The organism is Nocardiopsis flavescens (assembly GCF_900141985.1).
Taxonomy (GTDB): Bacteria; Actinomycetota; Actinomycetes; order Streptosporangiales; family Streptosporangiaceae; genus Nocardiopsis; species Nocardiopsis flavescens.
The window spans coordinates 41,108-67,349 of the sequence record NZ_FQZK01000012.1 but is presented as its reverse complement, the minus strand read 5'-3'; the positions used below and the strand labels follow the sequence as shown (position 1 = coordinate 67,349).

General features: G+C 75.2%; 28 protein-coding genes. 12 read left to right on the top strand and 16 right to left on the bottom strand.

The annotated features are described in order from the left end of the window. The first annotated feature begins 84 nt into the window (after positions 1 to 84). Together BUE45_RS19295 and BUE45_RS19290 are read left to right on the top strand one after the other, a co-directional pair. Complete coding sequence (locus tag BUE45_RS19295) at positions 85 to 435, top strand: metallopeptidase family protein (protein WP_073380763.1); 351 nt, start codon at positions 85 to 87, stop codon at positions 433 to 435. Positions 436 to 732: 297 nt separating this feature from the next. Further along, complete coding sequence (locus BUE45_RS19290) at positions 733 to 2,043, top strand: MFS transporter (RefSeq protein WP_073380762.1); 1,311 nt, start codon at positions 733 to 735, stop codon at positions 2,041 to 2,043. 66 nt (positions 2,044 to 2,109) lie between these two features. Here the strand turns inward: BUE45_RS19290 and BUE45_RS32610 are convergent, their stop codons facing one another. From BUE45_RS32610 to BUE45_RS19280, 3 genes are all read right to left on the bottom strand, one after another. Continuing rightward, on the bottom strand, positions 2,110 to 2,247 hold the full coding sequence (locus BUE45_RS32610; RefSeq protein ID WP_178378582.1) for a hypothetical protein: 138 nt from the start codon (positions 2,245 to 2,247) through the stop codon (positions 2,110 to 2,112). Further along, the gene (locus BUE45_RS19285; RefSeq protein WP_073380761.1) at positions 2,247 to 2,507 is read right to left on the bottom strand and encodes a PspC domain-containing protein; all 261 of its coding nucleotides are present in this window, start codon (positions 2,505 to 2,507) and stop codon (positions 2,247 to 2,249) included. The genes BUE45_RS32610 and BUE45_RS19285 overlap by 1 nt, the downstream gene beginning before the upstream one ends. Before the next feature lie 224 nt (positions 2,508 to 2,731). Next, on the bottom strand, positions 2,732 to 3,334 hold the full coding sequence (locus BUE45_RS19280; protein ID WP_073380898.1) for a TetR/AcrR family transcriptional regulator: 603 nt from the start codon (positions 3,332 to 3,334) through the stop codon (positions 2,732 to 2,734). 464 nt (positions 3,335 to 3,798) lie between these two features. On the opposite strand from BUE45_RS19280, the gene BUE45_RS19275 reads away from it, so the two are divergent. Beyond that, a complete protein-coding gene (locus BUE45_RS19275) occupies positions 3,799 to 4,320 on the top strand; it encodes a lamin tail domain-containing protein (protein ID WP_073380760.1) in 522 nt (173 codons plus the stop codon). A 204-nt stretch (positions 4,321 to 4,524) separates the two neighbouring features. Continuing rightward, the gene (locus BUE45_RS19270) at positions 4,525 to 5,922 is read left to right on the top strand and encodes an alpha/beta hydrolase family protein (protein ID WP_073380759.1); all 1,398 of its coding nucleotides are present in this window, start codon (positions 4,525 to 4,527) and stop codon (positions 5,920 to 5,922) included. Here BUE45_RS19270 and BUE45_RS19265 read toward each other — a convergent pair. Further along, complete coding sequence (locus BUE45_RS19265; RefSeq protein ID WP_073380758.1) at positions 5,906 to 6,811, bottom strand: LysR family transcriptional regulator; 906 nt, start codon at positions 6,809 to 6,811, stop codon at positions 5,906 to 5,908. The genes BUE45_RS19270 and BUE45_RS19265 overlap by 17 nt on opposite strands. A gap of 68 nt (positions 6,812 to 6,879) precedes the next feature. On the opposite strand from BUE45_RS19265, the gene BUE45_RS19260 reads away from it, so the two are divergent. Beyond that, positions 6,880 to 7,773, top strand: a complete 894-nt coding sequence (locus BUE45_RS19260; RefSeq protein WP_073380757.1) for an EamA family transporter — start codon at positions 6,880 to 6,882, stop codon at positions 7,771 to 7,773. 59 nt (positions 7,774 to 7,832) lie between these two features. Here the strand turns inward: BUE45_RS19260 and BUE45_RS19255 are convergent, their stop codons facing one another. The 5 genes from BUE45_RS19255 to BUE45_RS19235 form a co-directional block, all read right to left on the bottom strand. Further along, complete coding sequence (locus BUE45_RS19255) at positions 7,833 to 9,194, bottom strand: GntP family permease (protein WP_073380756.1); 1,362 nt, start codon at positions 9,192 to 9,194, stop codon at positions 7,833 to 7,835. Between the two features lie 12 nt (positions 9,195 to 9,206). Next, positions 9,207 to 10,403 carry a glycerate kinase gene (locus BUE45_RS19250; RefSeq protein WP_073380755.1) on the bottom strand — a complete coding sequence of 399 codons (1,197 nt, stop codon included), beginning with the start codon at positions 10,401 to 10,403 and terminating at the stop codon, positions 9,207 to 9,209. 71 nt (positions 10,404 to 10,474) lie between these two features. Beyond that, positions 10,475 to 11,563 (bottom strand): sugar diacid recognition domain-containing protein, encoded by a 1,089-nt coding sequence (locus BUE45_RS19245; RefSeq protein ID WP_073380754.1) that lies wholly within the window; start codon positions 11,561 to 11,563, stop codon positions 10,475 to 10,477. 58 nt (positions 11,564 to 11,621) lie between these two features. Then, positions 11,622 to 12,062 carry a DUF4240 domain-containing protein gene (locus BUE45_RS19240; protein WP_073380753.1) on the bottom strand — a complete coding sequence of 147 codons (441 nt, stop codon included), beginning with the start codon at positions 12,060 to 12,062 and terminating at the stop codon, positions 11,622 to 11,624. Between the two features lie 44 nt (positions 12,063 to 12,106). Then, positions 12,107 to 12,586 carry a DUF6463 family protein gene (locus BUE45_RS19235; RefSeq protein ID WP_218619570.1) on the bottom strand — a complete coding sequence of 160 codons (480 nt, stop codon included), beginning with the start codon at positions 12,584 to 12,586 and terminating at the stop codon, positions 12,107 to 12,109. A 92-nt stretch (positions 12,587 to 12,678) separates the two neighbouring features. Between BUE45_RS19235 and BUE45_RS19230 the strand changes: the two genes are divergently transcribed. Together BUE45_RS19230 and BUE45_RS19225 are read left to right on the top strand one after the other, a co-directional pair. Continuing rightward, positions 12,679 to 13,230 carry a TetR/AcrR family transcriptional regulator gene (locus BUE45_RS19230; RefSeq protein ID WP_073380752.1) on the top strand — a complete coding sequence of 184 codons (552 nt, stop codon included), beginning with the start codon at positions 12,679 to 12,681 and terminating at the stop codon, positions 13,228 to 13,230. Positions 13,231 to 13,354: 124 nt separating this feature from the next. Then, positions 13,355 to 14,446, top strand: a complete 1,092-nt coding sequence (locus BUE45_RS19225) for a winged helix DNA-binding domain-containing protein (protein ID WP_073380751.1) — start codon at positions 13,355 to 13,357, stop codon at positions 14,444 to 14,446. A 3-nt stretch (positions 14,447 to 14,449) separates the two neighbouring features. On the opposite strand, the gene BUE45_RS19220 is transcribed toward BUE45_RS19225, so the two are convergent. Together BUE45_RS19220 and BUE45_RS19215 are read right to left on the bottom strand one after the other, a co-directional pair. Next, entirely contained in the window at positions 14,450 to 15,709 is a 1,260-nt protein-coding gene (locus BUE45_RS19220) for an FAD-binding protein (RefSeq protein WP_073380750.1), read from the bottom strand. Between the two features lie 258 nt (positions 15,710 to 15,967). Next, positions 15,968 to 16,618 (bottom strand): DUF6928 family protein, encoded by a 651-nt coding sequence (locus BUE45_RS19215; RefSeq protein WP_073380749.1) that lies wholly within the window; start codon positions 16,616 to 16,618, stop codon positions 15,968 to 15,970. Between the two features lie 170 nt (positions 16,619 to 16,788). Between BUE45_RS19215 and BUE45_RS19210 the strand changes: the two genes are divergently transcribed. Both BUE45_RS19210 and BUE45_RS19205 read left to right on the top strand, forming a co-directional pair. Continuing rightward, positions 16,789 to 17,451, top strand: a complete 663-nt coding sequence (locus tag BUE45_RS19210; protein WP_073380748.1) for a TetR/AcrR family transcriptional regulator — start codon at positions 16,789 to 16,791, stop codon at positions 17,449 to 17,451. A 64-nt stretch (positions 17,452 to 17,515) separates the two neighbouring features. Next, the gene (locus BUE45_RS19205) at positions 17,516 to 19,969 is read left to right on the top strand and encodes an MMPL family transporter (RefSeq protein ID WP_073380747.1); all 2,454 of its coding nucleotides are present in this window, start codon (positions 17,516 to 17,518) and stop codon (positions 19,967 to 19,969) included. A gap of 73 nt (positions 19,970 to 20,042) precedes the next feature. Here BUE45_RS19205 and BUE45_RS19200 read toward each other — a convergent pair whose 3' ends face one another. Together BUE45_RS19200 and BUE45_RS19195 are read right to left on the bottom strand one after the other, a co-directional pair. Further along, positions 20,043 to 20,285: a PLD nuclease N-terminal domain-containing protein gene (locus BUE45_RS19200; RefSeq protein WP_073380746.1), complete on the bottom strand. Its 243-nt coding sequence runs from the start codon at positions 20,283 to 20,285 to the stop codon at positions 20,043 to 20,045. A gap of 392 nt (positions 20,286 to 20,677) precedes the next feature. Beyond that, a complete protein-coding gene (locus BUE45_RS19195) occupies positions 20,678 to 21,535 on the bottom strand; it encodes a Rieske (2Fe-2S) protein (protein WP_073380745.1) in 858 nt (285 codons plus the stop codon). Positions 21,536 to 21,736: 201 nt separating this feature from the next. On the opposite strand from BUE45_RS19195, the gene BUE45_RS19190 reads away from it, so the two are divergent. Continuing rightward, positions 21,737 to 22,222 carry a YciE/YciF ferroxidase family protein gene (locus tag BUE45_RS19190; RefSeq protein ID WP_073380744.1) on the top strand — a complete coding sequence of 162 codons (486 nt, stop codon included), beginning with the start codon at positions 21,737 to 21,739 and terminating at the stop codon, positions 22,220 to 22,222. A 124-nt stretch (positions 22,223 to 22,346) separates the two neighbouring features. Here the strand turns inward: BUE45_RS19190 and BUE45_RS19185 are convergent, their stop codons facing one another. Together BUE45_RS19185 and BUE45_RS19180 are read right to left on the bottom strand one after the other, a co-directional pair. Continuing rightward, positions 22,347 to 22,607, bottom strand: coding sequence for a hypothetical protein (locus BUE45_RS19185; RefSeq protein ID WP_073380743.1), 261 nt, complete (start codon positions 22,605 to 22,607; stop codon positions 22,347 to 22,349). A 160-nt stretch (positions 22,608 to 22,767) separates the two neighbouring features. Beyond that, entirely contained in the window at positions 22,768 to 23,697 is a 930-nt protein-coding gene (locus tag BUE45_RS19180; protein ID WP_073380742.1) for a LysR family transcriptional regulator, read from the bottom strand. Between the two features lie 71 nt (positions 23,698 to 23,768). Here BUE45_RS19180 and BUE45_RS19175 point away from each other — a divergent pair, with 71 nt between their 5' ends. Further along, positions 23,769 to 24,626 (top strand): dihydrodipicolinate synthase family protein, encoded by an 858-nt coding sequence (locus BUE45_RS19175; protein WP_073380741.1) that lies wholly within the window; start codon positions 23,769 to 23,771, stop codon positions 24,624 to 24,626. An 18-nt stretch (positions 24,627 to 24,644) separates the two neighbouring features. On the opposite strand, the gene BUE45_RS19170 is transcribed toward BUE45_RS19175, so the two are convergent. Next, the gene (locus BUE45_RS19170; RefSeq protein ID WP_073380740.1) at positions 24,645 to 25,343 is read right to left on the bottom strand and encodes an NAD(P)-dependent oxidoreductase; all 699 of its coding nucleotides are present in this window, start codon (positions 25,341 to 25,343) and stop codon (positions 24,645 to 24,647) included. Positions 25,344 to 25,423: 80 nt separating this feature from the next. On the opposite strand from BUE45_RS19170, the gene BUE45_RS19165 reads away from it, so the two are divergent. Further along, positions 25,424 to 26,098 (top strand): TetR/AcrR family transcriptional regulator, encoded by a 675-nt coding sequence (locus BUE45_RS19165; RefSeq protein WP_073380739.1) that lies wholly within the window; start codon positions 25,424 to 25,426, stop codon positions 26,096 to 26,098. The last annotated feature ends 144 nt before the right edge of the window (positions 26,099 to 26,242 follow it).

Below are 26,242 nucleotides of genomic sequence, written 5' to 3'. Positions count from 1 at the left end.
CAATGTTTCCTCCCGTCCAGTGTGTTATGTCGCTATCCCCTTCCCCCCGGACCGGGGTCGGCGCGCCCGTTCCCGGACGGCACAATGGCGGTTGTGGTGGAACTGACGCGCAGGGAGTTCGAGGAACTGGTCGCCGACGCGCTGGACGAGATCCCGCCGGAGCTGGCGGGCCTCATCGACAACGTGGTGATCACCGTCCAGGACGAGTCCCCGGACGGGCTGCTCGGCCTCTACGAGGGCATTCCGCTGACGGAGCGGGGTGATTCCTACTTCGGCGTGCTGCCGGACCAGATCTTCATCTACCGGGCCGATATCTGCGCCATCTGCGAGACCCGCGAGGACGTCGTCGAGGAAGTCCTGATCACGGTGGTCCACGAGATCGCCCACCATTTCGGTATCGACGACGCACGCCTGCACGAACTCGGCTGGGGCTGACCCCGGCCGGGGCGCCGCCCGCCGCCGGTTCCGCGGGGGCGCCGCCCCCGGCGGAGCGCGCGGGCCGCCCCCGGGCCCGGCGCGCCCTCTCCGCGCGTTATTGAAAGCCGGGCCGCGGAAAGCGCTACCCGTGCGGCCGGGAACAAGATCACGCCACCCGAAACACCATTACCCCCAGCAACGAATCAGACACGAATTCCCCGCAATGCCTTGCGAGGAAGCGCACGTTCCGGGACGGTTGGTCATTGGGACACGACACAGCGTGATTTCAACCCTGTAACAGTAAGGGAGTGCCGGATGGCCAATCCGCGCCTCGACGGGACGCCTGACGACGAGGGCCACAAGTCCTCGTCCACTCCGCGGAAGGACGCGTGGCGCAGCAGCTACCGCGAGGTCATGGCGATCGGCGAGTTCCGCGCCGTCTGGTCGGCCCACATCCTGTCCACCATCGGCACCAACCTGCTGAACATCGCGGCGAGCATCCTGGTCTACCAGATCACCGGCTCCCCCATGGCCGCGGGTTTCACCATCGCGCTCGGCTTCCTGCCCCCGCTGATCGCCGGCCCGCTGCTGTCCGGGCTGGCCGACCTGTTCCCCCGCCGCCGGGTGATGGTGGTCTGCGACCTCCTGCGCGCCGGCCTCGTCGCCTCCGTCGGCATCCCCGGCCTGCCCCTGTGGGCGGTCTGGACGCTGCTGTTCTGCTCGGTGCTGCCCGCGATCCCCTTCGCCGCGGCCCGGGCCGCGATGATGACCGAGATCGTGCAGGGGGAGCGCTACGTCGCCAGCACCGCCATCATCCAGCTGACCTCGCAGGTCGGGATGCTGGTGGGGTTCATGGCGGGCGGCTTCACCTCGGGCCTGTTCGGGCCGCACGCCACCGTGATGGCCAACGGGGCGCTGTGCCTGGTGACCGCGCTCATCGTGCGGTTCGGGGTCCGGGCGCGGCCCGCCCCGGAGCGGAGGAAGAAGGAGGAGGGCGGCGGGTTCTTCGCGATGACCGCGGGCGGGGCCCGGCTGGTCTTCGGCGACCCCCGGCTGCGCACGCTCGCCCTGATGGCCTGGCTGGCCGGGCTCTACATGGTCCCGTACGGGCTGGCGACCCCGCTGGCGGCCGAGGCCGGCGGCGGCGAGACGGCGGCCGGCGTGGTCATGGCGGGGACGTCCATCGGCGCCCTGGTCGGCGGCCTGGTGCTGACCCGCCTGATACCGCCGGAGACCCGGCTCCGGCTGCTGGGGCCGCTGGCCGTGCTGGCGTCGGTCCCGCTGCTGGCCTGGGTGTTCGACCCGCCGCTGTGGCTCATGGTGGTCGCGCTGGCGGTGACCGGTGCCACCGGCTCCTACCAGTTCGTGGCCAACGCGGCCTTCGTGCTGTGCGTTCCGGGCGAGGGCCGGGCGCTGGCGTTCGGCCTGGTCGCGGCGGGGCTTCAGGTGGCCCAGGGGCTGGGCATCCTCGCCGGCGGCTTCTTCGCCGAGTTCTTCGGCACCGGCCCGGTCGTGGTGGGCGCGGGCGTGCTGGGCATCGTATTCGCGCTGCTGCTGGCGGTGCCGTGGTCGCGGATGAGCGACGAGGTCACGCGCAGGATGCAGGAGAGCGACTCCGCGTCCTGACCGGGTGCCCCCCGCCGGTCCCCCGCGCCGGACGCGGGCCCGGCGCACCCCGCCCCGGGAGGTTCCCTAGGGGCGGGGCCGACGGCCCGCGGAGTCGGTGCAGCGCTCGCCGGAGGTCTCGCGCTCCTCCTCGGCCTCGTGGTCGGGGCGCTGCGAGCGGAGTTCGCGTCGTTCCCATCCCGGATGTGCTCTGAGGGTCCACATCAGTTCTGCCCCGGCTTTCCCTGGAAGTTGCGGATGATCTGTTCGAGCAGCGAGTGCCGCTCCCCCTCGGCCGGCATGATCAGCAGCGCGAGGACGTACACGAAGACGCCGCTGAAGCCGAGCACGGTGAGGACCACGAACACGAGGCGGACGATGTTGGCGTCGATGCCGAAGTAGTCGGCGATACCGCCGCACACGCCGGCCAGGAAGCGGTTGTCGTTGCTGCGCCGGAAGCGCTTGCCCTGGAGTCTGTCGTTCATATCCTCAGCCTGCCCGTCGGCGGCGGTCTTTCCCATCGGGGAGAGCCCTGGAGCGTCCCTGACATCCCCCCGACACCCCTGACGGGGCCCCGGGTCGCACCCCGGCGGGGCGCGCACAGATCCGACGCACGCGCCCGACGCGGCGTTCCCACCGTCCGGCGAGTCGTACCGCACACTACGCGCCGGGTACGACGTTCGGCGGCCGGCGGAACGGTCCGGGCCGCTCAGCGGGGGGCGTACACCTCGCCCAGGACCCGGAACGCGGTGCGGACGCGCGCCCGGATGCGGGCGGCGTCCTCGCCCTCGGAGTAGCGCAGCTGGCGCATGGTGTGCCGCATGACGGCCATCGCCGTCACGGCGGCCAGCTGGGGGCGGTCGGACTCGGGCGGCTCGCCCGTGCGCTCGGCGATGGCGCGCGCCACCACCTGCTCCATGTCGTGGAACCGGGCCAGGACACCGGGGACGAGCTGGGGCTCCCGGTCCATCAGGAGCTTGCGCAGCCGCATCTCCTCGCGCTGGCGGGGCAGGTCCTCGGTGTCGAGGAGGAAGGCGATGAGCAGGCCGATGAGGTCGTCGGTGAAGTCCCCGGTGGGACCGCCCGCGGCGAACTCCCGGGTGGCCTCCTCGTCGAGGGTGCCGGGCAGTTCGCCCAGGAGGGCCTCCTCCTTCGTCCCGAAGTAGTTGAAGAAGGTGCGGGTGGAGACCCCGACGTCGGCGGCGACGTCCTCGACGGTGACGTTCTCCAGGCCGTGTTCGAGCGCGAGTCGCACCGCGGCCTCCCGGAGGGCGCGCCTGGTGGCCATCTTCTTGCGCTCGCGCAGCCCCATCCGCTCCTCCTCCCGCCGATCCTCGGTCACCTGTCGTGCTCCTCTCCCATGCCTGCCCGTCCTCGCCGCGGCCCCGTCCGGGGCCGCGCCCGCCGGCCACCGGCCCAGGGCCGCCTGGGGCGGACACGGGCGATGACGGGGGTGTCACCGCAACTGTGCCAGGAACGGCGCTCCCCGAGGTACTCCCGGGGTGTCCGGGGCCCGGGGAACCGGCGCGGACCGGCGTGCGGCGCGGGTCCACCAAAGGGAAATACGACTGCAAAAACCCCCTTTTCCCTCAGACTGCGAAGGTGATGACCGTAATTTCTCTGACGAAGGAAAGAAACCTCGCGGACGCATATCTGGAAAAGAACGGGAAAATGCCACCCGGATCGACCGCCGTCAGTACAGTCTCCTCAGCAGTGGGTGTGTTCTTCCTCCAATTTCGGACACCGGACTCACGTCCTTCATGACAAGGAGCCCATGTGGCGCAGAAAAGGTTGCGTGCCGCACTCGTCGCAGCGGCGGCCCTGGCGACCCTCGCCGCCGTGCCCTCCCCCGCGCAGGCCGCCTCCACGACCGGCGCGCTGATGATCACGCACGTACGGCCCAACGCCTCCGGTGCGGACATCAAGAACAACCGGCAGACGAACCTCAACGGTGAGTACTTCATCGTCAGGAACGTCACGAAGAAGACGGTGGACCTCGCCGGGTACGTCCCCGACATCACCACCAACACCTACGGGCGGCCCCTGCCGTCCTACCGGCTCCCGGCCGGCGCCCGTGTGTACGTGCACACCGGCAGCGGGCGCAACCACCGGGACTCCTCGGGGAACCACCACGTGTACCGGGGCTACGCCCGCCACGTGCTGCCCAACGACGGCACCACGAGGAACCCCGACCTCCGGCTCAAGAAGCCGAAGTCCCGGGACGACAACACGTCCTCGGGTTCCATCAGCACCTGCAACTGGGGGAGGGCGGCGGACGGCAGGACCTACGCCTGCTGACCCCCGCCCGGACACCCCGTCACCCGCTGCACCGCGCCGCCCCCGGACCCGCGACCTCCGGGGGCCGCGCCCTCCCGCCGCGCCCCCGCGCGGGAAATCCCCCCGATTGCCTCCTCCCGGACGATGCGCGGCCCCGCGCCGCACCGTAGTGTCTTCGCGGACGCGCCGCGGCGGCGCCTCCCGCTCCCCCCCGGAAGGACGTCCATGACCTGGTCGGAGGCCCTTCTCCTGGGCGCGATCGGCTTCCTGCTACTCACCCTGTGCCTCCCGGTCCGGGTCGGGCGCCCCGCCGTGGTCTCGGCGATGTTCGTCGTGGTCGGCTGCGCCGCCTCCGGGGCGCTGACCGACCCCCGCTGGCAGTGGCTCCCCCTCGCCGGGGGCGCGCTCATCGCCCTGGCCCTGGGGGCCCTGCGCCTGCGGACGCCGCGCCCGGACCGGCGGCGGGGCCTGCGCGCCACCGGGTTCACGCTCACCCTGCTCGCCTGCCTGGGCACGGCGGGCCTGGGCGGCCTGGGCGCGTGGGCGATCCCCGTCCCGGTCTTCCCCGAGCCCTCCGGACCGCACCCCGTCGGCGCGGTCACCGTGCAGTGGGAGGACCCCGACCGGGAGGAGACCTGGACCGAGGACCCGTCGGACCACCGCGTGGTCGTCGCCCGGGTCTGGTACCCGGCGGCCCCGGACACCGCCGGGGAGCCCGCGCTCTACCTGGGGCGCGACCCCGCCGAGGCGGACGCCGTCGCCCGCGGCCTGGCCGCCGGGTTCGGGGTCCCCGAGATCGTGCTGACCGACGCGGCGGCGGCCGGCGCCCGCGCGGTCCCCGACGCCCGGCCCGCCCCGGGCCCGCACCCGGTGGTGCTCTTCTCGCCCGGTCTGGGCGGGGTCCGCACCCAGAACACCGTGTGGGCCGAGGGCCTAGCCTCCCACGGCTACGTGGTGGCGGCGCTGGACCACCCCTACGACTCCGCGGTCGTGGTCCTCGACGACGGGACCGAGGTGCACGGGGCGCTGGAGGCCACCGGCGACCCGGTCGAGGACGACCTGCTGGCCCGGGAGTGGGCGGACATCCGCGCCGCGGACCTGGACCTGGCGCTGGTCCGGCTGCTGGAGGAGGACCGCGGACCGCTGGCCGGGCTGGCGGACCCGGACCGGGTGGCCGTGGCCGGGCACTCCCTGGGCGGTGCGGCCGCACTGCTGGCGGCGGTGGGCGACCCGCGCTACCACGCGGTCGTCGACCTGGACGGCCTGCCGCGCCTGCCCGAGGACGCGCTCCTGCCGCAGCCGGTGCTGGCCCTGGTGGCCGACGCCGGGACCGGCAGCACGGAGGGGGACACCCGCTACGCGCTGGCGCTGGACGCGGCGTTCGCGGCCTCCTCCGAACCGGGCTTCGCCGTCACCGTCCCGGGGACCGCGCACCTGGGGTTCAGCGACTCCCCGTTCCTGCTGCCGCCGTTCCCGTCGCTGGTGGGGTCGCTGGGCCGGGAGGAGACGGCGCGGATCACCGAGGCCGCCTGCCTGGTGTTCCTCGACGCCTCCCTGAACGGCTCGGGGACCGACGTGGCCGCCGCCCTGTCCGAACTGGGAGAGGTCACCCCGATGCCGTAGGCCGCGGCCCCGGTCCGGCGACGGACCGCCGGGGCGGGGCCTGCCCGTACACCTCCGAGAGCAGGGCGACGGCGGCCAGGGCCGCCGGGTGCGGGTCGGACCGCCGCCAGAGGGCCCGGACCGGGATGCTCGGGGCGTCGCGCACCGGCCGGAAGACGACGCCGTCGCGGCGGTACTGGGCCACCGTGCCCTCGGCGGTGATGCCGACGCAGCGGCCGGTGGCGATCTCGGCCAGCCAGTCGTCGATGTCCTGGGTGTACTCCAGGGCGGGGCGCCGGTCCGCGGGCCACAGGTCCGCGGTGGTGGTGCCCGTGCGGCGGTCGACGAGGACCCGCCGGTCGGCGACCTCGGCCAGGCGCACCGAGCGCCGCCGGGCCCAGGGGTCGTCCGAGGCCAGGGCGCAGACGCGGCGCTCGTGCCCCACGACCGCGCCGTCGAACCCGCGCCCCTCCGCGGACGCGCGCACCACGGCCAGGTCGCAGGCGCCCTCGGCCAGCCCGGCGGTGGGAGTGTTGGTGCGGACCAGGTGCAGCTCCACGTCGGGGTGGCGCTCGGCCCACAGCCGCTGGAAGCGGCGGGTGTGGCGGCCCACCGCCGACCACGCGTGGCCCAGGCGCAGGCGGCGGTGGCCCTCGGCGGCCTCCCGGACCAGGTCGTCGACCTCGGCCAGGACGGCCCGGGCGCGGGCCAGGACCCGCCTGCCCGCGGCGGTGGGGGTCACCTCACGGCTGGTGCGGTACAGCAGCCGCGTGCCCAGGGCGTGTTCCAGGGCGGCCAGGCCCCGGGACACCGCGGCCTGGGAGACGCCCAGGCTCAGGGCGGCGTCGGTGAAGGTCCCCGTGTCGGAGATCGCGACCAGGCAGCGCAGGTGGCGCAGCTCCACATCCATGCGCCCAGCGTATGCGGGGGGCATCGCATGCATTTTGCGCATGTGCCGGCGGACCGCATGATCCGGGCATGGAGACATCGGCGGAGGTGCGCCCGGCGGGCGCGGGACGGGGCGGCCGGGACGCCCGCGGGCGCCTGGCCGGCACGGCGGTGATGCTGGGCGCGGGCGTGTCGAACCAGGTGGGCGCCTCGCTCGGGGCGCTGGCCTTCCCGGTGGTCGGCCCGGCCGGGGTGGTGGCGGTGCGGCAGTGGGTGGCGGCCGCGGTGCTGCTGGCGGTGGCGCGGCCCCGGCTGCGGGCGCTGACCCGGGGGCAGTGGTGGCCGGTCGCCGCGATGGGCCTGGTCTTCGGCTGTATGAACCTGGCCCTGTACTCGGCGGTGGAGCGGATCGGCCTGGGCCTGGCGGTGACCCTGGAGTTCCTGGGGCCGCTGGCGGTGGCCCTGGCCTCCTCGCGCCGGTGGACGGACCTGGGGTGCGCGCTGGCCGCCGGGGGCGCGGTGGCGGTGCTCCTGCGCCCCCAGCCCGCCGGCGACCGGCTGGGGATCGCGCTGGCCCTGGTGGCGGCGGCCTGCTGGGCGGCGTACATCCTGCTCAACCGGACGGTCGGGCGCCGGGTGCCGGGGATCGGGGGCTCGGCCGCGGCGGCGGGGGTGTCCGCGCTGGCGTTCCTGCCGGTCGGCGCCTGGGCGCTGTGGCACCAGCCGCCGACGTGGGCGGCCCTGGGGTGCGCGGTGGCGGCCGGGCTGCTGTCCTCCACCGTGCCGTTCCTGGGCGACCTCTACGCGCTGCGGCGGGTGCCCGCCCGGTTCTTCGGCCTGTTCATGAGCGTGCACCCGGTGATGGCCGCGCTGGCGGGGCTGGTGGTCCTGGGCCAGCACCTGGCCTGGCCGGACTGGGCGGCGATCGCCGCGGTGGTGGCGGCGAACGCGGTGGGCGCGGCACCGGGCCGCCGGCCCCGGTGACGCGGGCCCCGCACCGCCGTGCGGCGGTGCGGGGCCCGGGTGCGCGGGACAGGTCCGGGTCAGAGCAGGAAGAACCCGATCGTGCCGATCGCGGCGAAGGCCGCGGTTCCCTCGACGGCGGTCGCCACGCTGAGGGTCCGGTAGGCGGTCGCCACCGGGATCCGGCTCAGCTGGGACACGACCCAGAAGTAGGAGTCGTTGGCGTGCGAGACGACCATCGCGCCCGCGCCCACCGCGAGCACGCTCAGCAGCATGCCCTCCGGGGAGTCCAGGCCCAGGGCGGGCAGCATCGGGGCGAGCATCGCCGAGGTGCTGACCATGGCCACCGTGGACGAGCCCTGCGCGGTCTTGAGCGCGGCGGCGATGATGAACGGCACCGCCAGGCCCAGGCCCAGGCCGCTGAGGTTGTCCGACAGGAAGCCGGTGAGCGGCGAGGCCGCCAGCACCGCGCCGAAGGCGGCGCCCGCGCCGGTAATGAGCAGGATCGGGCCGGCGACGCGCACCGACTCGCCGATCTGGTCGTTGAAGCGCTCCAGCTTGCCGTGCCCGCGCAGCAGCAGGGCGGCGGCGGCCAGGCCGAAGATCAGGGCGATGACCGGGGTGCCGACGAACGAGACCGCGTCGAAGACGGCGCCCTCGCCGATCGGGCGGCCCGGGAGCTTGACGATCGAGGAGGCGCAGATGAGCACCAGCGGCAGCAGGATCGGGAAGAACGCCAGGAAGGGGTTGGGCAGGCGGCCGTAGCTCGCGCGCAGCTCCTCGTAGGACTGCTCGGCGAGGTCGTCGTCGGACTCGGCCGGCAGCGGGGTGAACTCCTTGCGGGAGAACAGGCTGGCGTAGACCAGGCCGGCGATCGCGGCGACCGCGGCCACCGGCAGGCCGAGGGCGATCAGCATGCCGAGGTCGTCGGTGACGCCGAGGTTCTCGGCGGCGGCCAGCGGGCCGGGCGTCGGCGGGACCAGCGTGTGCGTGGCGTACAGGCCGGTCATCAGCGCGATGGAGGTGGCCAGGGCGGACACGCCGGTGCGCAGGGTGACGGCCTTGCGCAGCGAGTTGAGGATGACGTACCCGGAGTCGCAGAACACCGGGATGGAGACGATGTAGCCGATGAGGGACATCGTCAGGTTCGGGAAGCGGGTGCCGAGCACCTTGATCAGCGCCTCGGCCATGGCGATCGCGGCGCCCGAGCGCTCCAGGATCACGCCGATCATGGTGCCGAACAGGATCACGAGGCCGATGTTGCCCAGGGTGTTCCCGAAGGCGGTCGTCACGGTGGTGACGACCTCGCCCAGCGGGATCCGGTAGGCGAAGGCGCCGATGATGGCGGCGCCCATGAGGGCGAGGAAGGGGCTGACCTTCCAGCGCGCGGTGACGAGCACGATGGCCGCCACCAGGGCGAGGAGGATGAGCAACGAGGTCACGGTCGGTGTTCCTTAGACGTGCGGGGATGCGAGGTGGTGGGCGAGGAGGCGGCAGCAGTTGGCCGTCGCCCACTCGATGTCGGCGAGGACCTCCTCGCTCATCCGCTCCAGGGTGCGGGGGCCCCGGGCGGTGGAGAAGGCGGCGGTGACGCCGGACTCCCGGAGTTCGGCCGGGGTGACGCGGACGTCTCCGGCGATGACCACGACGGGGCATCCCGCCGGGGCCAGGCGGCGGACCGCGTCGACGACCTTGCCGCCCAGGGACTGGCCGTCGAACCGGCCCTCCCCGGTGAGGACCAGGTCGGCGTCGGCCATGAGGCGCTCGGCGTCCAGGACCTCGGCGACCATGCGGGAGCCGGGGACGGCCTCGGCGCCCAGCAGCGCCGTGAGCGGGGCGGGCAGGCCGCCGGCCGCGCCCATGCCCGGGCGGTCCCGGACGTCGTCGCCGGTGGCCCGCGCGAGCACGTCGGCCAGGCGGTCCAGCCCGGCGTCCAGGACGCGTACGTCGTCGGGGCCGGCCCCCTTCTGCGGGCCGAACACGGCGGCGGCGCCCCGCTCGCCGACGAGGGGGTTGGTGACGTCGCAGGCGATGCGCCAGCGCACGGACCGGGCGCGCGGGTCCAGTCCGGAGGTGTCCAGCCGGTCCAGCGCGGTGAGGCCCGCGCCCCCGTCCGGGAGTTCGGCGCCCTCCCGGTCCAGCAGGCGGGCGCCGAGCGCGGAGATCAGGCCGGCGCCGCCGTCGGTGGTGGCCGATCCGCCGATGCACAGGAGGATCTCCTCGACCCCGGCGTCCAGCAGCGCCGTCACCAGGGGGCCGATGCCCCGGGTGGTGGCGGTCAGCGGGCGCAGCGGGACGTCGGAGACCAGCGGCAGGCCGTTGGCCTCGGCCGCCTCGATGATCCCGGTCCGGCCGTCGGGCGACAGTCCGTAGCGCGCCCGCGCGGGGCGGCCCAGCGCGTCGGTGGTGTCCACGGTGAGGGCCCGGGTGCCCCAGGCGCCCAGGAGGGCGTCGAGGGTCCCCTCGCCGCCGTCCGCGAACGGGAGGGTGCGGACGTCCGTCTCGACGCCCGCGGCGCCGAAGGCGTCTCGGACGCCCCGTTCCATGGCCGCGGCCACGTCGACCGCCCGGGCGCTGCCTTTGAAGGAGTCCGGGACGATGGCGACGCGGACGGGAAAGCCCTGGTCATGTACGTGCAACGCGTGGGACATGTCGGAGAGCCTAAGAAGAAACCCCTGTGCGGTTCGACGGCGTCTCGCCCAGACTTCCTGTGACTTCTTGTTCAGCCTGTGTGCGAAACGCACAAGGCTTCACTCGCGTAGAGGGCCATCTGGAGCGCCGCCAGGTGGTCGGCGCGGCGGATGTCGGCCCCGGTGGCGGCGCGGATCCGCTCCACCCGCTGGAGCAGGGTGTTGCGGTGGACGTACACCGAGTCGGCCGCCGCCTGCATGGAGGTCGTCGACGCCACCGCCAGCAGGGTGCGCCGCTGCGCCCCGCTCAGGACCGACGCCCGCCGGGCCAGCTGCTCCAGGCCGCGCCGGGGCAGGTGGGCGACGGCCACGGCGATGTCGCGCGACCACGGCTCGGTCCCGCCCAGGGAGGGGACGAGTCCGGCGTAGCGGCACAGCGCCCGCGTCTCCTCGGCACGGGCCAGCAGCTCCTCGACGTCGCCGGTGGGCCCGGTGGCGGTGTGGCGGACGTCCTCCGGCATGGGGAGCCCGGGGGCGGCCCCCGACCCCACCAGCCACAGGGCGCCGTGCAGCACCGCCGACCGGTGTCCGCCGTCGGTGTTGAACCGGGCCGCGGCGGCGTCCGCCAGCGGCGGCGGGGCGGCCGACCCGTCCGGCCGGGGCTCCCGGGCCGTCCACAGCGCCAGCGACCAGGGCGGGGCCAGCCCGGCGGCGGCCAGCCGGGCGCGCGCGGACTCCGCGGAGGAGGTGCCCGAGGCCAGGGCCGCGATGAGGTCGCGGGCCTCGGTGTGGCGGCGGGTGGCGGCGTCCTGCTCGTCCTCCTGCGCGATGAGCAGCTGCACGGTCAGCGCGACCACCCGGGCCAGCGGGGCGACCTCCCGGGGGTCGCCGGTGATGCCGACGACCCCGCGCAGCTCGCCGGCGACGACCAGCGGCTCGTTGGCGCCGGGCCGGTCGGAGGTCCCGGGCTCGGGCGAGGTGATGAGGACGGGGCGGCCCTCGGCGATGACGCGCTGCGCCCCCCGGTGCAGGGTGCCCCGGCGCTCGGGGTCCAGGCAGGCGATGATCGTGCCGTGCTCGTCCATCACGTTGACGTTGTGGCTGATCGTCGGTGCGATGAGGTCGACCACCCGCTGGGCGAGCCCCCCGCTCAACGGCGTCCGGCCGGCGTTTTCTGCCATGGCCCCCAGGATAGGGAGCCCCGGACTCGCGCCCGCCCCCGCACCGCCGCGGCCCGGCTCAGTCCCCGCTCCCCCACCCCTCGCGGTTGGAGTAGGACTCGTAGGAGTACCGGGTCTCGCGCCGCCACTCCTCGCCGGTGAGGCGGGCGTAGGCCCGGTCCGGCACGTAGAGCAGGGACTCGGCCCAGATCAGCTCCTCGGCGTAGGGGACGAAGAGCACCGGGTCGGCCAGCACGTCCTCGTAGGCCTCGCGGCCGTCCGCGACGACCGCTGCACGGGTGTACAGGAACGCGTCGGAGGACAGCTCCTCGCCGTACTCGCGCCGGTCCAGCCGGTACAGGAACTCGGAGAGGCGCTCGGCGAACCCGGCGACGTCGGCCACCGGTCCGCCGGACAGCCTCTCGACGAGGTATCCGGCCAGGTGGTCCCCGTCGGGATCGGGGCCGGGGGCGGCGGCCCGGCCCTCGTCGACCAGCCGCCAGAAGGTGTTCTCGTCCATGGCACGATCCTGCCGGAGGTCACCGACACCCGTGCGGGGACGGGTCACGCCCCGGGCGGCCGGGGGCCGGCCGGGGCGCCCGGAGCGGGGCCCCGCCGTCCGCGGGCGCGGTCACGGCGGGCCGCCAGCACGATGAGCAGGCCCGCGGCGACCCCGGCGAAGTAGGGGGAGGGCACGAGCAGGACGCCGCCGGCCAGGCACCACGCCGCCAGGGTCCAGCCGACCCAGGCGGGGACCGCGACGCCGCGCCCGGCGAGGTTCCAGACCAGGGCGCCCAGCAGGGCCAGGGGGACGGCGAAGCTCCCGGGCCCGGCCCAGAAGGCGACCTCGTTGCGCAGGTACGCGGCCGAGGGTTCGGCCCCGCCCAGCTCCAGCGGGACGGCCGCCCAGAGCCCCCGCCCGACCCAAGCGGCCATGTCCGCCCCGGAGAAGAGCGTCAGCAGGGCCAGGTGCCCCACTCCCAGGACGAGCATGACGACGCTCGCCCAGCGCAGCATCACCGTGCCCGGATTTCGCGCGCCCATGGCCGCACCCCGTTCTATACGCATCCGTATATCTCTTATGTACGGTAGCGTACAGAAGACCGCCGCAACACCCCCCGGGAACAGGTGACCAGGTGCCGCCCACCGCACGGACCCCGCGCAGCCGCTGGATCGAAGCCGGACTCGACGCCCTCTCCCGGGGAGGCCCGGAGGCCGTCCGGGTCGAGGCCCTGGCCGCGCGGCTCGGCGTGACCAAGGGCGGGTTCTACGGGTACTTCGACGGCCGCCCCGCGCTGCTCGCCGAACTCCTCGACGAGTGGGAGCGCCGCTGCACCGACGACGTCCTGGCCCGGGTCGAGGCCGAGGGCGGCGGCCCCGTCGAGAAGATCCGCCGCGCCGGGCTGCTGACCTTCACCGAGGAGGTGCACCGGATCGACCTGGCCGTCCGCGAGTGGGCCCGCCGGGACCCGGAGGTCGCCGCGCGGCTGCGCCGGGTCGACAACACGCGGATGGACTTCCTGCGCTCGATGTTCGCCGCCTTCGTCGACGACCCCGACGAGGTCGAGGCGCGCTGCACGCTCGCGTTCGCGCTGGCGATCGGCCGCCACTTCGTCGCCGTGGACCATCCCGGCCGCACCCGCCTGGAGGCCGTGGGCCTGGCCGGGGAGTTCCTGTTCCGCCCCTGAGATCCCGGCACGCCCCGGGAAGTAGAGGACCGTTCCCGACCTCTTCCCCTGCGAGGGTGGTGTCCCGGCCGCGGGGGACGCGGCGTCCCGGCACGGCCCGGGAGCGACGCACGGAGGTACACCCATGACCGTTCTGGACGACCGGGCGCTCAACCGCGCCGCGCTCGCCCGGCAGGCCCTGCTCGCACCCTCCGACCGGTCGGCCCTGGACCTGGTCTCCCACCTGTGCGGGCTCCAGGCGCAGGAGCCGCAGGAGCCGTTCGTCGGGCTGTGGACCCGGATGCGCGGGTTCGAGGCGTCGGAGCTGTCGGACCTGCTGACCGGGCGCCGCGTGGTGCGGGTCCACCTCATGCGCCGCACCGTCCACCTGGTGGCCACGGAGGACGCGCTGGCCTGGCGCTCCCGGTTCGGCGCCATGCTGCGCCAGAAGGTCGCCGCCACCTACCGCCGGGAACTGGAGGGCGTCGACCTGGACGAGCTGGACGCGGCGGGCCGCGCGGTGCTGGCCGACGGCGAGCCGCGCACCATGGCCGAACTCGTGGAGGCCGTCGCCGACCGCTGGCCCGGCACCTACCGGCGGGCCCTGGGCGAGATGCTGGTCTCCGCCCTCATCCCGGTCGTACAGACGCCGCCGCGCGGGCTGTGGCGCACCCGCGGCGGGGTGCGCAACGCCCCGCTGGAGGCCTGGACCGGCCGCGGGCCCGCCCCGCACGACCCGGACGGCACCGACCCGGTCGGCCGCGCGCTGGTCCGGCGCTACCTCGCCGCCTACGGCCCCGCCACCTCCACCGACCTGCGGTCCTGGTGCGGCCTGGCCGGGCTCCCCGCGGCGGTGGCCGCGGTCCGCGGGGAGCTGGTGTCCTTCCGCGACGCGCACGGCCGGGAGCTGCTGGACCTGCCCGGCGCGCCGCGCCCGGACCCCGGCACGCCCGCCCCCGTGCGCTTCCTCCCCGCGTTCGACAACGCCGTGCTCGGCTACCACCACCGCGGCCGGATCATCGACGACGCGCACCGCGGCCTCTCCGTCGAGGGCGCGCGGATGGTGCTGGTGGACGGCCGGGTCGCCGCGACCTGGACGGCCGCGGACGGCACCGTGTCCGTCGCCCCGCTGCGCCCGTTCACCGGGGCGGAGCGGGACGCCGTGGCCGCGGGCGCGGAGGACCTGTCGGCGTTCCTGTCCGACGGCGGCTCCCGACGCGTCCGCATCGACGGCTGAGGGTCAGTCGCGGGGGAAGTACAGGTCCGCGAAGGCGTTGCGGAACTTCCCCCGCGGGTCGAACCGCTCCAGCAGGTCGGCGAAGTCGGCGGCCCGCTCGTAGGAGGCGGCAACCTCCTGCGGGGGCAGCGTGGCGAGCTTGCCCCAGTGCGGGAGCGCCCCCAGGGGGGCCAGCCGCTCCTCGACCGCCGCGAGCACCGGGGCCACCGCCTCCGGGTCCCGCCGCCAGGTGAAGTGGAAGGCGATCGAGTCGCGCCCGTACGCCGGGCTCAGCCACAGGTCGTCGCCGCGGACCGTGCGCACCTCGGAGACGTACAGCACCGGGGCGATGCGGTCGCCCAGCCCGCGCAGGGCGGCGAAGGCCGCCGCGGCGGCGGACCGGGGCAGGTAGAACTCCGACTGCAACTCCTCCCCCGCACTCGGCGTGAACCCGGGCCGGAAGTGCGGCAGCCGCTCGAACCACGGGCCGGGCGCGCCCAGCTGCTCGGTGGCGGGCCCGGCCGGCATCCCCGGCACCGGGTGCTGCGGGGTGTCCGCCGGACGCCCGCCGGACCACCCGCCCGCCGGGTCGCCCTCGCGGTGCTTGAGCCAGACCCGGCCGGCGTCCCCGTTCCAGTCGGTGAACAGGCTGACGCTGTACGCGGAGCCGAACACGGCGTCGGCGTCCGCGGCGACCTCCTCCAGCGGCACGTCGAGCCGGACCCGCTGGGAGACCTCGAAGGCGGGCTCCACCTCCAGGGTGAGGCGGGTGACCACGCCGAGCAGGCCCAGCGCCACCACCGCGCCGGGCAGGACGTCCGGGTCGGTGTCGCGGGCCAGCCGCACCGCCTCCCCGTCGGGCCCCAGGAGCTCGATCCCGCGGACGGCGGCGGCCAGGCAGCGCAGCCCGTTCCCGGAGCCGTGGGTGCCGGTGGCGCAGGACCCGGCCACCGAGATGTGCGGCAGCGAGGCCAGGTTGGCCAGGGCGAGCCCCCGCCGGTGCAGCTCGGCGGCGAGGTCGGCGTAGCGGGTCCCGGCGGAGACGGTGACGGTGGAGGACTCCCGGTCGACCGCGACCTCCCGCGGGAGCCCGTCCAGGCGCACGAGGTCGTGGTCGGAGTCGGCGACCCGGTTGAACGAGTGGCCGCTGCCCAGCGCCCGGATGCGCGGGGTGTCGCGGACCAGGGCGGCCAGGGCCCCGTGGTCGGCGGGCCGGTGGATGCGGGGGCTGGCGTAGGTGAGGTTCCCGGCCCAGTTGCGGACCGGCGCGGGCGAGGCGGACATGGGCCCTCCAGGGGGTGCGGCCGGGGGCCAACGCTACCGAACCGCCCCCTTCCGCGGGGAGCCCGCGCCGTGCGGCGGACGGGGCCGCGCGAGGCGGACGGGGCCGCGCGAGGCGGACGGGGCCGCGCGAGGAGGGCAGGAACGCGCGAGGCGGACGGGCGGACCGCGCGGACCACCCCACCGGGGTCCGCCGTGCCGTCACCGGGGCGGCGCCGGGACCCGCGCACGGGCGCGGCGGGCGCGGGGCGGCCCCGTCCCCTATCCGGCGCCGGGGACCCGGTAGCGGCGCAGGCCCACCGCGTCGGAGTCCGCGTCCCCCGGGTCGGGGACGCCCTCCAGGACGAATCCGCACAGGGCGCGCAGCGCGTCCTCTCCCAGCTCCAGCGGGTGGAAGGGCAGGGGGTAGGGCCGCGGCTCCTCCCCGGGCCAGGGCGCGGCGTCGACGGCGCGCTCCCCGGCCAGGTAGGGGGCCTCGAACGGCAGCGGCTCGCCGAGGTCCTCCTCCACGCCCCCGTCCGGGGACAGGCTGAGGGAGCGCACCAGGCGGCCGTCCTCCCAGACGGCGAAGGCCAGCCAGTCCACCACGCTGTGCATGGCGTGCAGGACGAGCCGCCGCCCCGCGCCCGCGGCGAGCAGGCGGGCGGGCAGCTCCGAGGGCCGGTCGATCATGAACCCCTGGTCGGCGACCACCTCCACCCCGGGCCAGGCCCCAGCGCACACGGTGCCCGGCGGCGGGTACACGCCCTCGCCCAGCACGGCCCGCCCGGCCGGTTCGACCGCGGCCCCCGGGTACAGGCGCCGCACCAGGGCGTCCGTCGGGTCCCGGTCGGGCATACCCGGGGGCACCCCCCGCAGCAGTTCCGCGGTGTCGCCGTCCGCGTACACCAGCAGGCCCGTCTTCGCTCCCATGCCGCCTCCTCCGCTCGCCCCGTGTCCTTTCCCGGAAGGCTAGGGGCGGGCACCGACAGCGGGGAGAACGTATGCCGCACACCTCGCGTCAAGCCCGAATCCGGCGAATGTGACATGGTGCACTCAGTGCGTCGTTGCACTCAGTGCACCCGGGTGCCTAGCGTGGAACCGTGAAAGTTCGTCCCGACCCACCCCCGGCCGACCGGCGCGAGGCCCTCAAGTCCCGCCACCGCCGGGCCATCGTCGACGCCGCCGCCGCGCTGACGGCCGAGCGCGGGGACACCGGGTTCACCGTCGACCGGCTCGCCGAGCGCGCCGACGTCTCCCGGCGGACCGTGTTCAACCACTTCCGCTCGCTGGACGACATCCTCCTCGAGGTGTTCGGCCGCATGCTGGAGGAGATCGTCGACGGCATCGGCGCCAATCTCGACGCGGCGCCGGACGGCGACGACGACGCGGCGAACATCTTCGACTCACTGGCCGACGCCATCCGCGGCACCGACCTGCTCACCCCCATCACCCGGCTCAAACACTTCGTCCGGCAGGGGGGCGACACGCCCTCGGCCAGCCGGGCGGCGCTGTTCGAACTGGCGATGACCGACGTGGGCACCCGGCTGTCGGCCATCGTGCTGCGCCGCCACCCGCAGGCCGACCCCCTCGTGGTCGACCTCATGTGCGGCGCGATCATCGGCGGCGGCGCGGTCATCGTCGGCCACTGGGAGCAGATCACCGGCGGCTCCCTGGACGACGAATCACGCCGGGTCTGGTCCGCGCTCCTGGAGCGCATCCTCTCCGTCACCCGCGACGGCTACGGCTCGATCCGCACGGCCTGAGCGCACCGCGCTCCTCCCCCCGGGCCCCCTCCCTGCTCTCCTCACCTTCGGCGAAGGCACATTCATGGCTGAACTGCTCTACAGACTCGGGCGGGCGAGCGCACACCGCGCCCGCACCGTCATCGCGATCTGGGTGTCACTGCTCGTGGCGTCCGGCGCCGCGTTCTTCCTCTTCTCCGGCGAGCTGGAGGGTGGCTTCTCCATCCCCGGCACGCCCACCGACGAGGTGACCCAGCTCCTGGCACAGGAGTTCTCCGGCATGGACGGCGGCTCGGGGGCCGTGGTCTACCGGACCGAGGACGGCTCGGAGCTCACCGACGAGCAGCGGGAGGCGATCGTCGACCGCGCGGAGCGGGCGGCCGACCTGCCGGGCGTCTCCGAGGCGGTCGACCCGTTCGCCACCGAGGTCGAGCGCGCCGAGGGCGCCGCCGAGCTCGAAGAGGGCCGCGAGGAGGCCGAGGCCGGGCAGGAGCTGCTCGACGCGGCCCGCGCCGCGGCCGAGGCCGACGGGACCCTGGAGCAGACCGCCGGCGCGTTCGAGGGCCAGCAGGCCGAGCTCGACGCGGGCATGGAGAGGATCGAGCAGGGCGAGGCCCTGATGGAGATGTCCTCCGAGCTGGGCATGGTGTCCGAGGACGGCGACACCGCCATGGTGATGATCGCGTTCACCGACCAGCAGATGGACGTCCCCCAGGAGACCCGCGACGCCGTGATGGCGGTCTTCGAGGGCGACCCGGTCCCCGGCACCACCGTGGACTTCAACAGCGACCTGGCCCAGAGCCTGCCCACCCTGTTCGGCCCGGCCGAGGTGGTCGGCGTGGTCGTGGCCGCCGTCGTCCTGGTGGTGATGCTGGGGACCCTGGTGGGCGCGGGGCTGCCGCTGCTGACCGCGCTGGTCGGCGTCGGCATCGCCACCCTGGTCGCGATGTCCCTGTCCGGGGTGCTGGAGATGGCGTCCGTGACGCCGATCCTGGGCCTGATGCTGGGCCTGGCCGTGGGCATCGACTACGCGCTGTTCATCATCAACCGCCACCGGCGCCAGCTCAAGCAGGGCGTGGAGGTCCAGGAGTCCATCGGCCTGGCCAACGGGACCGCGGGCAACGCGGTGGTGTTCGCCGGGACGACCGTTCTCATCGCGCTGCTGGGCCTGAACCTCACCGGCATCGGCTTCCTGGGGCTCATGGGCACCATGGGTGCCGTGGCCATCGCCATCGCCGTCATCGTCGCGGTCACCCTGGTCCCGGCGCTGCTGTCGCTGATCGGCGCGAGCATCCTGTCGCGCCGCGAGCGCGCCCGCCTCGCCGAGCGCGCGTCCGCGGGCGGGGCGACCGCGGCGGAGGCGGTGCGGCCGATGTCGAACGGCTCCGCCCTGCTGCGGGCCGCCGTCGCCGTGGCCGCCCTGGTGGTCGTCGCCCTGCCCGCCCTCGACCTGCGGCTGGGCATGCCCGACGGCTCCTCCGAGCCCACCGACTCCACCCAGTACCGGGCGCACACCATCGTGGAGGAGGAGTTCAACGCCGGGAGCAACGGCACCCTGCTGGTGATCGGGCGCCTCACCGGCGGCCCCGACGAGGAGTCCGCCGAGCTGAACGCCGAGCGGGACCAGGCGCTGATCGCCGAGGAGATCTACGCCTTCGACGACGTGGCGGCCGTGGCGCCGATCGCGACCTCCGACGACTTCGCCTACGCCGCCTTCCAGGTGGTCCCGGTGGACGGGCCCACCAGCGAGTCCACCGAGCGGCTCGTGCACAACCTGCGGGAACTGGAGCCGATCAAGGGCACCGGGGTGCTGGGGGTCGCCGGTGTGGCCAGCGGGAACATCGACATCTCCGAGACCCTCAACGACGCGCTGCCGACCTACCTGACCGTGGTCGTGGGCATGTCGCTGGTGATCCTGCTGCTGGTGTTCCGGTCGGTGTTCGTGCCGGTCGTGGCCACGCTCGGGTTCATCCTGTCGTTCTTCGCGTCGCTGGGCGGCGTGGTGGCCGTCTACCAGTGGGGGTGGCTGGGCGGCCTCATCGGGCTGGAGAACAGCGGTCCGGTGCTGAACTTCCTGCCCACCATCCTGGCCGGCATCCTGTTCGGCCTGGCGATGGACTACATGCTCTTCATCGGCACGGGCATGCGCGAGGCGTTCGTGCACGGCGCGCCCTCCCGCACCGCCGTGGTGCAGGGCTTCCGGGCCGGGCGCTCGGTGGTGACGGCCGCGGCGATCATCATGATCTCGGTGTTCGGCGGGTTCGTGTTCTCGCACTCGGTGATGATCAGCTCGATCGGCTTCGCGCTCGCCTTCGGCGTGCTCATCGACGCGTTCGTCGTGCGGATGCTGCTGGTCCCGGCGCTCATGCACCTGGCGGGCGACGCCGCCTGGTGGCTGCCCCGCTGGCTGGACCGGCTGCTGCCCGACATCGACGTGGAGGGCGCCTCCCTGGAGAACCGCCACCTGCACGCGCAGGAGGCGGAGAAGGGGACCGAGTCCGAGCCGGAGCTGGCCGACAGCACCGCCGAGCGGAGCTGACGCACCGCGCGCGAAGGCCCGGACACGCCGCCCCCGAGGGGCGTGTCCGGGCCTTCGCCGTGGGTCGGGGCGGTCAGGCGGGCACCCGGCCGCGGCCCACGAGGAACCAGAGGATGGACCCGATGAAGGGCGCGATGACGACGAAGACCAGCCAGACGAACTTCATCCCCAGGTCCAGCCGGGAGGCGACGATGCTGATGACCGCCGCGATGACGAACACGGCCGCGGCCACCGCCACCACCAGGACCGCCGTGAGTCCGAACGCGGCGAGCGCCGTCTCCCCGGGGGTCGCCTGTGCGAGCGTGAGCAGGTCCATGTCCGTTCCCTTCCGTCCGCCGCGACCGCGCTCGGTGCCCGGCCGCCGTCCCGCCGCCCAAGCACCGGAACACCTCCGATGCTAGGTTCGCGACCTGCGCCGGCACATCCGTCCACGGGACGCTTCGCGGCGTCGCCTTCGACGGCACCGGGTCGCCGGACCCGTGATTTTCGTCGGTCGCACGGCCGACTTTCGTCGGTGCCGGAGGGGGCCGGTGCCGGTGCCGGGCCGGGGACCGCCGCGGCCGGACGGCGCGGTGGCCGCGGCCTCCACCGCGGGCAGGGTCCGGCGGGGCTCCGCGGGGCGCGGCGCCGGGGCGGAGCCACGGTCCGCCGACGGGCCGGCCCCGGCCCCGGGGCCTGCGGCGCCGCGGCGTATCCGCGGAGTGCGCTCTAGTAGTGGGCCGCGGGCGCGCGGACCATGAGCCGGCCGTCCACCACGGACGTCTCCAGGACCTCGGGCGGAGCGGTGGCGGGACCGCGCACGACGCTCCCGTCGTCCACGCGGAACTCGCTGCCGTGCCAGGGGCAGCGCACGCACCCGTCGACCAGGTCGCCCTCCGCCAGGGGCGCTCCCATGTGGGGGCACGTGCCCAGCAGCGCGGACACCCCCTCCCCGGTGCGCACGACCACGACGGGGACGCCGCCGGCGTCCGCCCGCCCCGGGCTCCCCTGCGGGAACGCCTCCAACGGGCCCAGGTCGCTCCAGCCCCCGGGCACCAGGTCGATGAGGTGGTCGGCGCTGTTGGCTCCGCCCGCGCGGTGGTAGGAGATGTGGCCGCCGAGCATCCCGCCGACGCCGACGGCGCCCGTCGCCGCCAGGGCCAGGGCCCTGCCCCACCCCTGGCGGCCACGGGTGCGGGCCAGCCAGGAGGCCCCGAACAGCAGGGTGCCGACGCCGTTGGCGGCGGCGTGGACCACTCCCGTGCGCCGCTGCCGCTCGTGCATCCGCGACCAGTCGGCCAGGCCGGCGACCGCGGCGGGCGCGGCGCTCAGCAGGCCCAGCCCGATCAGCAGGCGCGACTCCCGCGCGTGCTCGCCGGGCAGCAGGTCGAGCAGGACCGCGGCCGTCCAGGTGCCGATCGGCAGGTGCACCATGATCGGGTGGACGGGATGGCCGAGCCAGACCCCGTGCAGCAGGTCGCGCACCCTCCCGGAGGGAAGGAGTCCGGCCGCCCCGTCCAGGCGGGCGACCGCCGGGTCCAGCCGGTCGTCGCGTTCGATCCTGCGGATGCGCTCACCGAGTCTCATGGGCGGGCGACTACCCTCCCGGTCCCGGCCCATACATGCCGGGGTCGCCGCGCCGCGGGCGGGCCCCGCGGCGCGGCGACCGCCCGGCCGGCCCCCGTCGCCGTGCGCGCACACCCCCTCACCAGGCGTCGTTTGCCGTGTACCGCCCCGGGTAGGCGCAGGCCCCGAAGGACGGGAGAAAACACGACAAGAGGAGATGCCATGACGAGCCGAGAACTGCTGATCGCCTGGCTCAACGACGCCTACGCGATGGAGCGCTCCCTGGAGGACACCCTGAAGAGGCACCTCAAGGACGCCGAGGGCGAGCCCGAGGTGCACGCCCGGATCCAGCGCCACATCGAGGAGACGCGGCGCCAGGCCGAGACGGTGCGGTCGTGTGTGGAGGCCCTCGGGGGCAAGGTCTCCAAGGTGAAAACCCTCTTCGCCGAGATGATGGGGACCGTCCAGGGCGTGGCGAACAAGCCCGCCGGCGACACCCTGGTCAAGAACGCCCTCGCCGACTATGCGGCCGAGCACTTCGAGATCGCGTCCTACCGGGCGCTCATCGCCGCCGCCCGCGCCCTGGGCGAGGAGGAGGTCGCGGTCCGGCTGACCGGCGTCCTGCGCGAGGAGGAGGACATGGCGCGCTTCCTGGAGGAGCGGCTCCCCCACGCCGTCCGCGCGGCCCTCGCCGACGCCGACAGGTAGGACCCCCGGCGGGGCTCGGCCGTGCTCGTCGAGCATGTGCGGCACCGCCTCCTCCGCTCCCCCTGGGCGGCGGGCTCCCCCGTGCGGACCCCGCCCCCCGGGTCGGGCAGCGCGTCCGCGACCGTCACCCCCCCCGCTCGTAGAGCCGGAAGGCCCCGGGGTCGATGTAGGACTCGCGCGCCACCGCCCCGGTGTCGCCGAGGCGGTGGGCCGCCTCGCGGACCACGTGGGCCTCGGGCCCGGAACCCGGCCCCCGGCGGCGGGGAGCGCGACCGCCGCGCCGACGGCGGCCGGGACGGTGGCGTGGCCGGGTGCGGAACTCCTTGACGGTGTGGTCCCGCCCGGCGACCTCGCGCAGGTGGGCGTTGAGGTCGTCGCCGCCCACGTCGTGCCGGCCGCCCCCGCCCGGTGGGCGAACAGGTCCTGTCCCGGGGAGCGGACGCGCTGGAGCCCGGTGACCACCCGGCGGCGCGCATCCGGCGGCGCCCGTCCGGCGTGCCGCGAACCCGGCGAACGTCAGCGGTCACCGCGCCGGAACCGGCCGGTCAGTCGGCGCCCGCGCCCGCCCCGGCCTCCAGGTGGGCGGCGGTCGCGGCGCGGACGGCCCGTACGCAGGCCGCGACCGCGGGGTGCCCGCCCGCCCCGCGCCGGTGGGCGATCCGGGTCCTGCGCCGCGCGGCCAGCGGCAGCAGGCGCACCCCGTCCGGGAGGCGGCCGACACCCAGCCGCGGTACCAGGGCCACGCCCCGGCCCGCCGCGACCAGCGTCAGCACGGCGGAGAAGTCGTCCACGCGGTGGCGTATCCGCGGCGCGAAACCCGCCGCCAGGCAGGCCCGCACGGCGACGGTGTGGCAGAGGGTGCCCGGCGACCCCACGATCCAGTCCGCGTCCCCGAACCCGGCGACCGGGTCCGCGGACGCCGCGGCGTCCCGCGCCGCGTCCTCCTCCGGGACCGCGAGGAAGACCGTCTCGTCCAGCAGGGGCGCGGAGTCCAGCGCCGGGTCGGGTTCAACGGGGGCCAGGTCGTAGTCGTGCAGCAGTGCGACGTCGAGCCGGTGCTCGCGCAGCGCTTCGGGGACCGCGGCCGGGTCGAGCTCGGTGACGGACAGGTCGAGCCCCGGGTGGTCGCGGCCCAGCGCGACCAGCGCCCCCGGGAGCAGGGTGTGCACGGCGGTCGGGAACGCGCCGATGCGCACGGTCCCGGTCAGGCCGGTCCGCGCCGCCGCGACGGTCGCCGAGGCCGCCTCCAGCGCCGCGAGCACGGCCTCGGTGTGCCCGGCGAGCGCGACGCCCACCGGGGTGAGCGCGACGCCGCGGCCCCGGCGCTCCAGCAGCGGGACCCCGGCCTCCCGCTGGAGCGCCGCGAGCTGCTGGGACACGGCGGACGGCGTGCAGGTGTGGGCCCGGGCCACGGCGGCGATGGTGCCGAGCCGGTCCAGGTCGCGGAGCAGCCGCAGGCGGCGGATGTCGAACATCAGCTCAGCTTACGTATGTCTTCAGCAATCGGAACTGGTGCTTCACTTTTCTCCGCGCCACGATGGCTGTCATGACACTCAACGGTCTCTTCGTCCCCCTGGTCACCCCGTTCACCGCCTCCGGCGGGGTGGCCGCCGACGCACTGGAGCGGCTGGCCCGGCGGCTGCTCGCGGACGGCGCCACCGGCCTGGTCGCGCTCGGCACCACGGGGGAGCCCGGCTCGCTGACGGACGCGGAGAAGGAGGCCGTGGTCGGGGTGGCGGCCCGGGTCTGCCGGGAGAACGGGGCGCCGCTGCTGGTGGGCGCGGACTCGGCCGGGGCGCTGCACCGGCTGGGCGGGCGGCCGGAGGTCGCCGCCGCGCTGGCGGTGGTCCCCCCGTTCGTCCGCCCCGGGGAGGCCGGGGTCCTCGCCCACTTCTCGCGCCTGGCCGCGCTGAGCCCGGTGCCCCTGGTCGTCTACGACATCCCCTACCGCACCGGCCAGCACCTGTCGGTCGGGGCCCTGCGCGGCCTCGCCGCGATCCCCGGCGTCGCCGGGCTCAAGTCCGCGACCGGCGGGATCGGCGCCGACATCGTGGAGCTGCTGGCCGACCCGCCCGCCGGGTTCTCGGTGCTGGGCGGAGACGACCCGTACATCTCGCCGCTGCTGGCGCTGGGCGCCCACGGCGGGATCCTGGCCGCGGCCCTGGTGGACACCGCCGGCTTCGCCCGGCTGGTGCCCGCCTGGCGGGACGGCGACGCCGCCGCGGCGCGCGCCCTCGGGCACCGCCTGGCCCCGCTCTCCCTGCGGCTGTTCGCGGAGCCCAACCCCACGGTGATCAAGGGGGTCCTGCACGCCAGGGGCGAGATCCCCACTCCGGACGTGCGGCTGCCCCTGCTGCCCGCCGCCCCGGAGTCGGTGGCGGCGGCGCTCTCGGCCGCCGGGTGAGCCGGCGCCCGGCCGCCGTTACGCGCGCCCGCCGGCCTCCCCGGCGTGGGCGAGGGCGCTGGGGGTGTCGCGGCCGACGATGGCCGGGGCCTCGCCCACCAGCGCATCGTCGGTGAGCGCCTCCACCATGAACAGCGCGAAGTCCACCCGGCGGGTCCTGTTGCTCGCGAGAACCGGGTCGCCCACGTGGCGGCTCCACACCGGGAGCCCCCGGCTCTCGCCCTCCTCCAGGTCGCTCCCCCGGACGAGGGTCCACCGCAGGCCGCTGGCGTAGATCCGCCGGGCGGCCTCCAGCTGGTCGTCGATCTCGACGGCGCGCACGAGCCGGGCCAGCCAGGCGGTCACGCGGACGGTCGCCCTGAACAGCCGGGTGTAGCGGTCCCGGTCGTCGCGGGGGACGTGCCAGCCGCACGAGAACACCAGCCGCGCACCGGGTTCGGCGTGGTCGAGCACGGCCTGCGCCGTGCCCGACGAGTACTGCCGCACCCCCCAGGGCGCCAGCACGGTCAGCACCCCGCCGCACCCGGCGACGGCCCGCCGGACCGCCTCGCGGTCGTCGGTGTCCCCCGGGACGACCGTGATGCGGTCGGCGAAGTCCGCGAGCTTGGGGACGCTGCGCTCGCGGCAGACGCCGACGACCTCGTATCCGCGGTCCAGCGCGTGCCGGACCATGTACCGCCCGAGTTTGCCCGAGGCACCGATGACGCACACCTTCATGTTCCCGCTCCCCTCACTTACTTACGCTGTAAGTCACGTTATACTTACCACGTAAGTTTCCACAAGGCCCGAGGAGACCCATGGCCGAACGCGGACGCCCCCGGCGCCCCCGGCTGGACCGCGACCGGGTGGTCGCCGCGGCGACCGCCCTGGCCGACGAACAGGGCGCGGCCGGGGTCACCATGCGGGCCGTCGCCAAGCGGCTGGGCGTCGAGGCGATGTCGCTCTACAACCACGTGGCCAACCGGGAGGCGCTCCTGGACGGGATGGTCGACGCGGTGTTCCGCGAGATCGACCTGCCCGCCCCCGCCGCCGACTGGAGGCCCGCGGTGCGCGACCACGCCCGCTCCGTGCGCGCCGCGCTGCGCCGCCACCCCTGGGCGGTGGGGCTGCTGGACTCGCGCGGCGACCCCGGCCCCGCGACCCTGCGCCGCCACGACACCCTCCTGGGCGTGCTGCGCTCCCGGGGGTTCTCCGTGCCCCTGGCCGTGCGCGCGCTGTCGGTGGTCGACGGCTACGTCTACGGGTTCGTCCTCCAGGAGCTGAGCCTGCCCTTCCCCGACGACGCGGGCATGCGCGAGGTCGCGGGCGACATCCTGGACTCCGGGCCCCTGGGCGCCTACCCCCACCTGGCCGAGGTCGTCGCCGCGCAGGGCTCCGGGCACCGGTACGACCCCGACGAGGGGTTCGCCTTCGGGCTCTCGCTCATCCTCGGCGCCCTGCGGCCCGACGAGGGGACGGCGGACCCGGAGTGAGGGAGCGGAGGCGGTGAGCACCGGATCCGTCCGTGCCGGGCCCGGCACGGACGGATCCGGGAACAGCGCCCGCCGCGGCCCGCGCCACCGCTGTCGCCGGTCCCCCGGCCGCGGGCACCGCGCGGCGCGGCCCCGGACCGGCGT

Bases quoted from the DNA above. Each gene is read 5' to 3' on its own strand.
- BUE45_RS19295 (WP_073380763.1), top strand. From the start codon at position 85: ATGGCGGTTGTGGTGGAACTGACGCGCAGGGAGTTCGAGGAACTGGTC.
- BUE45_RS19290 (WP_073380762.1), top strand. From the start codon at position 733: ATGGCCAATCCGCGCCTCGACGGGACGCCTGACGACGAGGGCCACAAG.
- BUE45_RS32610 (WP_178378582.1), bottom strand. From the start codon at position 2,247: ATGTGGACCCTCAGAGCACATCCGGGATGGGAACGACGCGAACTCCGC.
- BUE45_RS19285 (WP_073380761.1), bottom strand. From the start codon at position 2,507: ATGAACGACAGACTCCAGGGCAAGCGCTTCCGGCGCAGCAACGACAAC.
- BUE45_RS19280 (WP_073380898.1), bottom strand. From the start codon at position 3,334: ATGGGGCTGCGCGAGCGCAAGAAGATGGCCACCAGGCGCGCCCTCCGG.
- BUE45_RS19270 (WP_073380759.1), top strand. From the start codon at position 4,525: ATGACCTGGTCGGAGGCCCTTCTCCTGGGCGCGATCGGCTTCCTGCTA.
- BUE45_RS19265 (WP_073380758.1), bottom strand. From the start codon at position 6,811: ATGGATGTGGAGCTGCGCCACCTGCGCTGCCTGGTCGCGATCTCCGAC.
- BUE45_RS19260 (WP_073380757.1), top strand. From the start codon at position 6,880: ATGGAGACATCGGCGGAGGTGCGCCCGGCGGGCGCGGGACGGGGCGGC.
- BUE45_RS19250 (WP_073380755.1), bottom strand. From the start codon at position 10,403: ATGTCCCACGCGTTGCACGTACATGACCAGGGCTTTCCCGTCCGCGTC.
- BUE45_RS19245 (WP_073380754.1), bottom strand. From the start codon at position 11,563: ATGGCAGAAAACGCCGGCCGGACGCCGTTGAGCGGGGGGCTCGCCCAG.
- BUE45_RS19240 (WP_073380753.1), bottom strand. From the start codon at position 12,062: ATGGACGAGAACACCTTCTGGCGGCTGGTCGACGAGGGCCGGGCCGCC.
- BUE45_RS19235 (WP_218619570.1), bottom strand. From the start codon at position 12,586: ATGGGCGCGCGAAATCCGGGCACGGTGATGCTGCGCTGGGCGAGCGTC.
- BUE45_RS19225 (WP_073380751.1), top strand. From the start codon at position 13,355: ATGACCGTTCTGGACGACCGGGCGCTCAACCGCGCCGCGCTCGCCCGG.
- BUE45_RS19220 (WP_073380750.1), bottom strand. From the start codon at position 15,709: ATGTCCGCCTCGCCCGCGCCGGTCCGCAACTGGGCCGGGAACCTCACC.
- BUE45_RS19215 (WP_073380749.1), bottom strand. From the start codon at position 16,618: ATGGGAGCGAAGACGGGCCTGCTGGTGTACGCGGACGGCGACACCGCG.
- BUE45_RS19205 (WP_073380747.1), top strand. From the start codon at position 17,516: ATGGCTGAACTGCTCTACAGACTCGGGCGGGCGAGCGCACACCGCGCC.
- BUE45_RS19200 (WP_073380746.1), bottom strand. From the start codon at position 20,285: ATGGACCTGCTCACGCTCGCACAGGCGACCCCCGGGGAGACGGCGCTC.
- BUE45_RS19195 (WP_073380745.1), bottom strand. From the start codon at position 21,535: ATGAGACTCGGTGAGCGCATCCGCAGGATCGAACGCGACGACCGGCTG.
- BUE45_RS19190 (WP_073380744.1), top strand. From the start codon at position 21,737: ATGACGAGCCGAGAACTGCTGATCGCCTGGCTCAACGACGCCTACGCG.
- BUE45_RS19180 (WP_073380742.1), bottom strand. From the start codon at position 23,697: ATGTTCGACATCCGCCGCCTGCGGCTGCTCCGCGACCTGGACCGGCTC.
- BUE45_RS19175 (WP_073380741.1), top strand. From the start codon at position 23,769: ATGACACTCAACGGTCTCTTCGTCCCCCTGGTCACCCCGTTCACCGCC.
- BUE45_RS19170 (WP_073380740.1), bottom strand. From the start codon at position 25,343: ATGAAGGTGTGCGTCATCGGTGCCTCGGGCAAACTCGGGCGGTACATG.
- BUE45_RS19165 (WP_073380739.1), top strand. From the start codon at position 25,424: ATGGCCGAACGCGGACGCCCCCGGCGCCCCCGGCTGGACCGCGACCGG.